Source organism: Kribbella sp. (genome assembly GCF_035655035.1).
Classification (GTDB): domain Bacteria; phylum Actinomycetota; class Actinomycetes; order Propionibacteriales; family Kribbellaceae; genus Kribbella.
The window spans coordinates 1-8,283 of sequence record NZ_DASRVN010000589.1 but is presented as its reverse complement, the minus strand read 5'-3'; the positions used below and the strand labels follow the sequence as shown (position 1 = coordinate 8,283).

Below are 8,283 nucleotides of genomic sequence, written 5' to 3'. Positions count from 1 at the left end.
GGCGGCGCTGCCGTCGCCGGCGTCCTGCACGGTGATCCGCAGGCCGCGGCCGTCGGGGGCGGCCGACAACGAGTACGGGTTCGCGCGCGTCCAGCCGGGGCGGCCGAGGAAGCGCCACGAGAAGAACTGGCCGGCCTCGGCGCGGAGCCGGTTGAGGTGGTGCCCGCCGACGTACACCGAGACCACGCCGTCGGCCTCCGGTACGACGGCCGTCACGCGGAGCCGGTGCCACGCGTTGCGCCAGACCGGTAGGCCGATCCGGTAGACGACGACGGTCGCCGCGGCGACGGCCCACGCGGTCCACCAGAAGACGGTCCGGCCCGTCGACGCGAGGAACTCCTGTCCGGTCCACAACTGGTGCGGGAGCGCGAGCCCGACGCCGAGGTACGCGTACAGGTGGAGGAGATGCCACGACTCGTAGCGGAGCCGCCGGCGCGCCGCACGGATGCTGGTGACCACGGTCAGGCAGAGCGCGATCGTGCCGCCGATCGCCAGCACCATTCCCGGGTAGTGCAGGGTCAGGTCCCACAGCGTCGCGGGCGTCCGCCGGAGCTCACCGGCGGCGTAGCCCCAGGTGATCGCGACCAGGTGCGCCAGCATCAGGTCGAACGACGTGAACCCGGTGATGCGATGCAGCCGCGCCAGCCGGTCCTGCCCGAAGGCCGCCTCCAGGATCGGCACCCGGGCCATCAGCATGACCTGCGCGAGCAGCAGTACCGCGGAGCCGAGTCCGGTCAGGCGCCCGATCGACGTCAGGCCGGTCGCCCAACCGCCCAGCTCCTGCACGCCGCCGCCGGCGACCCACCAGTACGTGACGAGCAACAGGCTCAGCCACAGCGCGGCAAGGGCACCGAGCCGTACGGCGCCGTCGGTGCGAGCCCGCCGGCCTGGCAGCACGGCGACGGGAACTCCGGTCATGGGGACTCCTAGCGGGATGACGAACTCAACTCAGTGTCGAGTCGCCCGCTGAGCAACGGCTGCAGCTTTCCTGGGAGTCCGCTGTGAAGCGGTTGTTTGCGACCGGCCCATTGCCGACAGTCACCGGAAACGGTACTGTCGGGTATTTGTGCCGGGAAATAAAAAGAAGCCCTCTTCGGGCTTCCACAGTCAGAATATCAAAGCTTTTCGGGCAACGCAAGACAATCGATCGGGGGCAACGGTGCTGGAGCAGGAGATCGCCGCTGAGCAAGGGGAAGTGACGGCGATGTACGAACGGCTCGACGTATTACGGGAAAAGGCCCGCGGCGAACTCGGGCGGGTCCAGGCCGAGGAAACCGTCGGCACCGATCAGGCCGCGTCCGAACGCGAATCCTTCACCCGGCTGTATTCCGGCCGGTTCACGCAATTGTCGTCGGTCGAGCGCGGACTGTGCTTCGGCCGGATCGACGAGACGGCCGGCGAACGGTTCCACATCGGCCGGATCGGGCTGTTCGACGACGACTACAACCCGCTGCTGATCGACTGGCGGACACCGGTCGCGCAGGTGTTCTACCGGGCCACCTCCGCGGAGCCACTCGGCGTCAAACGCCGGCGCCACATCCGCCTGAACGGCCGTACCGTGGTCGGCGTCGACGACGACCTGCTCGACGTCGACGCGCTCGGCGACAACGAACGCGGCACGCTGATCGGCGAGGCCGCGCTGCTGTCGTCGCTCGGGGCGAGCCGGACCGGTCGGATGAACGAGATCGTCGCGACGATCCAGTCCGAGCAGGACGAGATCATCCGCTCCGGGCTGCCCGGCGTACTCGTGGTGCAGGGCGGCCCCGGTACCGGCAAGACCGTGGTCGCGCTGCACCGGGCGGCGTACCTGCTCTACACGCATCGCGAGCAGCTCGGGCGGACCGGCGTACTCGTCGTCGGGCCGAACCCCACGTTCCTGCGGTACATCGACGAGGTCCTCCCCTCGCTCGGCGAGAACGACGTCGTACTCGCGACCGTGAGCGAGCTGTTCCCGGACGTGACCGCGACCGCGCCGGAGTCCGCCGAGGCGGCCCGGATCAAGGGCGAACTGGCGATGGCCGAGGTGATCGCGCAGGCGATCGCCGGCTTCCGGATCGTGCCTGCCCAGCCGGTCCGGCTGAAGCTGAACTCCGAGGAGCTGGTACTGCGCCCGGACGCGATCCGGAAGGCCCAGCAGGGCGCGCTCGCCGCCCAGCCGCTGCACAACCGGGCCCGGCCGCTCTTCGTCCGCCGCATCCTCAAGACGCTGACGAACCAGGTCGTCGAACGGATCGGCAAGCAGTACGTCGGGGACGCGGACATCGAGGACATCCAGCAGGAACTGTTCGACGACGACCAGGTACTGGAGCTGCTCGACCGGTTGTGGCCCGAGCTCACGCCGCAACTGCTGGTCTCGGTGCTGTTCTCGTCGGACGACCGCCTCGAGGCCGCCGCGCCGTACCTCACCGCGGCCGAGCGTTCCGCCGTACTGCGGCCGCTCTCGGCGGACTGGACGCCGTCGGACGCGACGCTGCTCGACGAGGCCGCTGAGCTACTCGGCGAGACCGCGGCGGTCGTCGTCGGCCGCAAACGCGAGGCCTCGGAGTCGGCTGCCGCCGAGGAGGCCAACCGGGAGTACGCGAGCGGGGTCGTCGACATCGAGCTGACCGCCGAACGGATCGACGTCATGCCGTGGGAGATCGAGCAGTTCCGCGACCTGATCGCCCAGCGCACGCAGCAGCTCGCGAACCCGGCACCCGACGACCGCGGTTTCGACCGTACGTCGGTGTTCGGCCACGTGATCGTCGACGAGGCGCAGGAGCTGTCCGCGATGGACTGGCGGATGCTGATGCGCCGCGCCCCACGCCGCTCGATGACCCTGGTCGGCGACATCGCCCAGACCGGCTCCGCGGCCGGCGTCCGCTCCTGGGCCGAACTCCTCGACCACTACGCCCCGGGCCGCTGGCGCACCGCCGAACTCACCGTCAACTACCGCACCCCCGCCGAGATCATGACCGTCGCCGCCGACGTCCTGGCCGCCATCGACCCCACCCTGCAACCGCCCACGTCCGTCCGCGCCACCGGCACGCACCCCTTCATCGACCCGGTCCCCGCCGCCGCCCTCCTCGACACCGTCCGCGCCACCCTCGCCACCACCCACACCGACGGCCGTACGGCAGTCATCGTCCCCACCTCCCGCTACGACGAATTCGCCGCCGCCCTCCCCCATCTCCCCCACACCCACGACCCGTCCGTCCTGGACGGCCCGGTCGCCCTCCTGGACGTCCCCCAGTCCAAGGGCCTCGAATTCGACACCGTCCTGATACCCGACCCCACCACCATCCTCACCGACTCCCCCCGCGGCCCCTCCGACCTCTACGTAGCCATCACCCGAGCCACCAAAACCCTAACCATCCTCGGGCCCCTCCCACCCACCCCGAGGCACCCGTGAGAACCGGCGACCGCTACCTGCAGCACGCCCGGGTGTTGTGGGCCGCGGCGCCGGTCTGGTCCACGCTGGCACTCGCACTGACGTTGGCGGAGGCGACTGTCCGGACCGGTCTGATGATCGCGATCGGCCGCTTCGCCGGCTCCCTCGTCGAGCCGGAGCGGCAGACGACCTGGCAACGCTTCTGGCTGGTCGCCGCGCTGCTCGTCACCGGACCGATCCTCCAAGCAGTGCTGACCGTGGTGACGGCACGTTGCTCGGTCGCGTACCTGCGCTACACGTTCGACCTGGTGGCCGAGGTCGGCCTGCAGCCGCACGGGATCGGGCACCTGGAGACCCCCGACGTCGCCGGGCGGCTCCGGACGGTGGTGACCGCCGTACGGGACTGGTCGTTCGTGACCGGTGTCGACGCGACCTGGTCGATCATCGGCACGCGGCTGGCCGGGCTCGGCGCGATCGCGGTGCTGGCTCCGTGGCGGTGGTGGGTTCCGCTGGTGGTCGCGGCGTCGTTCTTCCTGGTCTCGAAAGTCTTCACGGACTGGATCAGTCTCGCGTTCGACCAGTTGCTCGCGACCGCCGGAGACGGCCGGCGCCGGGCCGGGTACCTGCGCGGGCTCCTCACCCGGTCGGACTCCGCGAAGGAGATCCGCCTGTTCGGTCTGGTCGACTGGCTGTCCGATGTGTACCGCATGACCTGGTACGACGCGATGGCGCCGCTGTGGATGGCCCGCCGCCGCGGCCTCGGCCCCGTACTGCTCGCGTGCCTGGTGATGGCGGTGATGGTCGGCGGCGCGCTGGTACTGATCGGGTTCGACGTCGCGGCGGGGGCGGTCGCGCTGGGCGGCGCGGTGACGATGGTCCAAGCGGTCCTCCGCCTGCAGAGCTTCGGCGTACTCGGAGACGTCAGTACTGCGCTCGCACGGAACACGTCGGCGCTGCGCGCGCTGACAGGGCTACGACAAGAGCTGGGCCTGCCCGCGACCACACCGGTCCGCCCCTCGAGTGACCCGCGGCCGCGATCGGCAGGCGCCGCGGAGGTGTGCCTGCAGCAGGTCAGCTTCGCTTACCCGGGGAGATCAGACCGCGCAGTCGATCGGCTGACCATCACGATTCCTGCCGGCCAATCGGTCGCTCTCGTGGGCGTCAACGGCGCCGGCAAGTCGACCGTGGTCAAGCTGCTGTGCGGCCTCTATGCGCCGGACGAAGGGACCGTACGGGTCGACGGCGGCGACCCCGCGCTCGACGAGGCCACCCGCCGCCGGGTCGCCGTGATCTTCCAGGACTTCGCACGCTATCCGCTGTCGTTGCGCGACAACGTCGTACTCGGCGCCGCGGACCATGCTGCGACCGAGCAGGCGCTCATCGATGCCGGCGGTGCGGCCCTGCTCGGCCAACTGGAGCAAGGTTGGGACACCGTGCTCTCTCCGGAGTACGACGGCGGGACGGATCTGTCCGGTGGGCAGTGGCAGCGGGTGGCGCTGGCTCGTGCGTTGGCCGCCGTAGCCGACGGGGCCGCCGTACTGGTGCTGGACGAGCCCACGGCAGCGCTCGACGTGCGCACCGAGGCAGCGCTGTTCGAGCGGTTCCTGGAGGTCACGCGCGGCGTGACTACTGTCCTGGTCAGTCACCGGTTGTCGAGCGTTCGGCACGCGGATCGGATCCTCGTGCTCGCGGACTCCGGCATCGTCGAGGACGGCAGCCACGACGAACTCCTCGCGCTGAACGGCCGCTACGCCGAGCTGTTCGCCTTGCAGGCGCGTCCCTTCACGGAGGTCCGATGAGCCCGGCGCTGCGGGGGACGGTCCTGGTCCTGAGCACCACGATCAAGACCGCTCCGGCACAGTCTCTGCTCTGTCTGTTCGAGATGTTCGGCAAGGTACTGGCGGCATTGGCGCCGCTGTTCGTCGGGATCTTCGCCGGCGCCGCGGTCGACCGGGATCTGGGCAAGATGGTCTTTGCGGCGGTCGCCCTCGTCGGTTCGACCGCGGCGAACACCGCGCTGCAGGCCATCGGGGTGAACGCGCGCGTCCGGCAGATGGAGGTGCTCGGTCATGTCTTCGATGCGCAGATCGCGGAGCTGACGGCCCGCGTACCCACGCTCGACCACCTGGAGACCGCGCAGTACGCCGACAAACTGCAGATCCTGCGGGACAACGAGAACGTGCTCGGCGGCGCGCTGAACACGTTCATCAACACGTTCAACACCATGGCGTACGCGGTGAGCGTCCTGCTCGTCGCGATCACTGCGGACTGGAGACTGTCGATCCTGGTCGCGCTCGGCGCCACGCGACTCCTCACTGCGCGTTGGCCTGTGCGCTGGGAGGCCGCGGCCGAAGAAGTCAGCGCCGCGCCAGGCCGCCTGACCCACCAGCTGCTCGAGCTGACCACCTCACCCACGGCAGGTGCGGAGGCCAGAGTGTTCGGTCACCAGCACGAGCTCCGACTCCGGATCAGCAACGCCGTTGCTGGTTGGCGACGGCCGCTCGCACAAGCAGCCGGTCGCAAGGCTGTGCTCACCGCCGCGCACTCAGTCGTGTTCTTCGGTACTGCGATCCTGCTGCTCGCGTGGATGACGAGAGACGTCCTGGGCGGGACCGTCTCTGTACAGTCGCTGGTCGTCGCAGTCGGCGTACTCCAGGGCCTGCAGAGCGTGAGCTCGTCGTTCGCCGGTGCCATCGGCGGAATCGGCAAGGTCGCTCGCAACTGCGGTCGCTTCGTCTGGCTCCGCGACTACGCGACCGCGGTGGCCGTGGGCCATCAGCTGCCCCCACGTCAGCTGGCCGACGGCATCCGCCTCGAACACGTCAGCTACCGGTACGGCGACTCGCGGCGGGACTCGCTGTCCGATGTGACGCTGCACCTGCGGCCCGGTTCCGTCGTCGCTCTCGTCGGGGAGAACGGTGCCGGAAAGTCCACGCTGGTGAAGCTCCTGGCCGGTCTGCACCGGCCGGTCTCGGGCCGGATCCTTGTCGATGGCAACGATCTGTTCGACCTCGACCCGAGCGCCTGGCGATCCCGGATGTCCGGGGCCTTCCAGGACTTCGTCCGGTTCGAGTTCACCGCCCAGCACGCCGTCGGCGCGGGCGAGGTCGCCGTACTGGACGATCGCCCGCGGGTGCTGCAGGCGGTCCACGACGGCGCCGCCGACGACGTCGTCGCGAGTCTGCCGGCCGGGCTCGACAACCAGCTGGGAACGGCCTGGCCCGGTGGCGCCGAGCTGTCCGGTGGCCAATGGCAACGGATCGCCATCGCCCGCGGGATGCTACGACGCTCGCCGCTGCTGCTGATGCTCGACGAGCCGACAGCCGCGCTCGACGCCGTCACCGAACACACCCTCTTCGAGCGGTACGCCGCCGCGAGCCGGCAGACCCGACGCAACGGTGGGGTGACCGTGCTGGTGACACACCGGTTCTCTACCGTCGCGGCGGCCGACCTGATCGTCGTACTCGATCAGGGACGGATCGTCGAGAGCGGATCGCACACCGAGTTGCTCGCTCGCCGCGGGCAGTACGCCGAGCTGTACGAGCTGCAGGCCCGCGGTTACCGCTGATCGGGTTCCTTGTCCTGGGCAACGGTTTGTTGGGTGGCGGTCCAGCTGGCCAGGAGTTTTAGGGCGTCGGCGGTGGGGGTGCCGGTGGGGGCGGTGTAGACGACCATGGTGAGGCCGGGGTCGGAGGGGAACTCCATGGCTTCGAAGTCGATGTCCAGGTCGCCTACCACCGGGTGGTGGAGTTTCTTGCGGCCGGAGCGGTGGAAGCGGACGTTGTGGTCGGCCCAGCGGGTGCGGAAGGTTTCGCTGCGGGTGGAGAGTTCGCCGATCAGGTCGCTGAGGGCCTTGTCGTGCGGGTTCTGGCCGGCTTGGAGGCGCAGTACGGCGGCGATGTCGTCGGCTGCGCGTTCCCAGTCGACGTAGAACTCCCGGGCGGCCGGGTCGAGGAACGTGAAGCGGGCCGTGTTCGGGTTCGGGTCGGTGAACAGGGAGGCGTACAGGGCGCGGGACAGCTGGTTCGCGGCGAGGATGTCGAACTGGGCGTTGCGGATCCATGCGGGTGCGTCGGTGATCGCTTCGAGGACCTGTTGCAGGGCGGGACGGACGCCTTTGGTTGCGGTACGTCGGCGTACCGGCGTGGCGTCGGACTCGCGGGCCAGGGCGAACAGGTGGTCCCGTTCGGCGTCGTCCAGCTGTAGCGCCCGCACCAGCGCCTCCAACACGCTCTCGGACGCTCCTGCGAGGTTCCCGCGCTCCAGCCGTACGTAGTAGTCCACCGAGACGCCTGCCAGCAGGGCGACCTCCTCGCGGCGCAGGCCCTTCACGCGGCGGTTGCCGCCGTACACGGGGAGCCCGGCCTGCTCAGGGGTGAGCCGTGCACGCCGGGAGCTCAGGAACTCCTTGATCTCCGCCCGGTGGTCCATGTGTTCCAGCCTACGGACCGGTACTGCGGCAAGGGAGGCACTGGCATTACCTGGAACGACAGGCACTGCCAAGGCTGATCAGCACCGCCTTCACTGGAGCCATGCGAGCGACTTACATGTACGGCGCCGGAGATGTGCGTGTCATCGACGTACCGGATCCGGTGATCAAGCAACCAACAGATGTCGTGGTGCGAGTAGTACGGTCCTGCGTCTGCGGGAGCGACCTGCACCCGTACCACAACCTGCCGGACACGCCCGGCGGACAGACCATGGGACACGAGTTCGTAGGAGTCGTGGAGGACGTCGGACGCGACGTCAGCACGCTGCGGAAGGGCGACTTTGTCATCGCGCCGTTCGCGTGGTCGGACGGGACCTGTGACTTCTGCCGGGAGGACCTGCAGACGTCCTGCCGGCACGGTGGGTTCTGGAACGCGAACGGCGTGGGCGGGTGCCAGGCGGAGGCGGTCCGCGTACCGCAGGCG

Annotated in this window: 6 protein-coding genes; 4 read left to right on the top strand and 2 right to left on the bottom strand. The window is 69.6% G+C overall.

The features are described from left to right. On the bottom strand, positions 1-918 hold a 918-nt coding region (locus tag VFF46_RS31250; RefSeq protein ID WP_325040830.1), incomplete at its 3' end, for a ferric reductase-like transmembrane domain-containing protein. A 286-nt stretch (positions 919-1,204) separates the two neighbouring features. Between VFF46_RS31250 and VFF46_RS31245 the strand changes: the two genes are divergently transcribed. From VFF46_RS31245 to VFF46_RS31235, 3 genes are read left to right on the top strand one after another with little or no spacing between them, the layout of a single operon-like run. Then, the gene (locus tag VFF46_RS31245) at positions 1,205-3,391 is read left to right on the top strand and encodes an AAA family ATPase (protein WP_325040829.1); all 2,187 of its coding nucleotides are present in this window, start codon (positions 1,205-1,207) and stop codon (positions 3,389-3,391) included. Next, on the top strand, positions 3,388-5,169 hold the full coding sequence (locus VFF46_RS31240; protein WP_325040828.1) for an ABC transporter ATP-binding protein: 1,782 nt from the start codon (positions 3,388-3,390) through the stop codon (positions 5,167-5,169). Before VFF46_RS31245 ends, VFF46_RS31240 begins: the two co-directional genes overlap by 4 nt. Then, on the top strand, positions 5,166-6,938 hold the full coding sequence (locus VFF46_RS31235) for an ABC transporter ATP-binding protein (protein ID WP_325040827.1): 1,773 nt from the start codon (positions 5,166-5,168) through the stop codon (positions 6,936-6,938). The genes VFF46_RS31240 and VFF46_RS31235 overlap by 4 nt, the downstream gene beginning before the upstream one ends. Here the strand turns inward: VFF46_RS31235 and VFF46_RS31230 are convergent. Continuing rightward, a complete protein-coding gene (locus VFF46_RS31230) occupies positions 6,929-7,801 on the bottom strand; it encodes a helix-turn-helix transcriptional regulator (RefSeq protein WP_325040826.1) in 873 nt (290 codons plus the stop codon). The two genes, VFF46_RS31235 and VFF46_RS31230, sit on opposite strands and share 10 nt — an antisense overlap. A 101-nt stretch (positions 7,802-7,902) precedes the next feature. Here VFF46_RS31230 and VFF46_RS31225 point away from each other — a divergent pair. Next, on the top strand, positions 7,903-8,283 hold a 381-nt coding region (locus tag VFF46_RS31225; protein ID WP_325040825.1), incomplete at its 3' end, for an alcohol dehydrogenase catalytic domain-containing protein.

Coding starts and splice junctions, on each gene's coding strand:
- VFF46_RS31245 (WP_325040829.1), top strand. CDS start 1,205: ATGTACGAACGGCTCGACGTATTACGGGAAAAGGCCCGCGGCGAACTC.
- VFF46_RS31235 (WP_325040827.1), top strand. CDS start 5,166: ATGAGCCCGGCGCTGCGGGGGACGGTCCTGGTCCTGAGCACCACGATC.
- VFF46_RS31230 (WP_325040826.1), bottom strand. CDS start 7,801: ATGGACCACCGGGCGGAGATCAAGGAGTTCCTGAGCTCCCGGCGTGCA.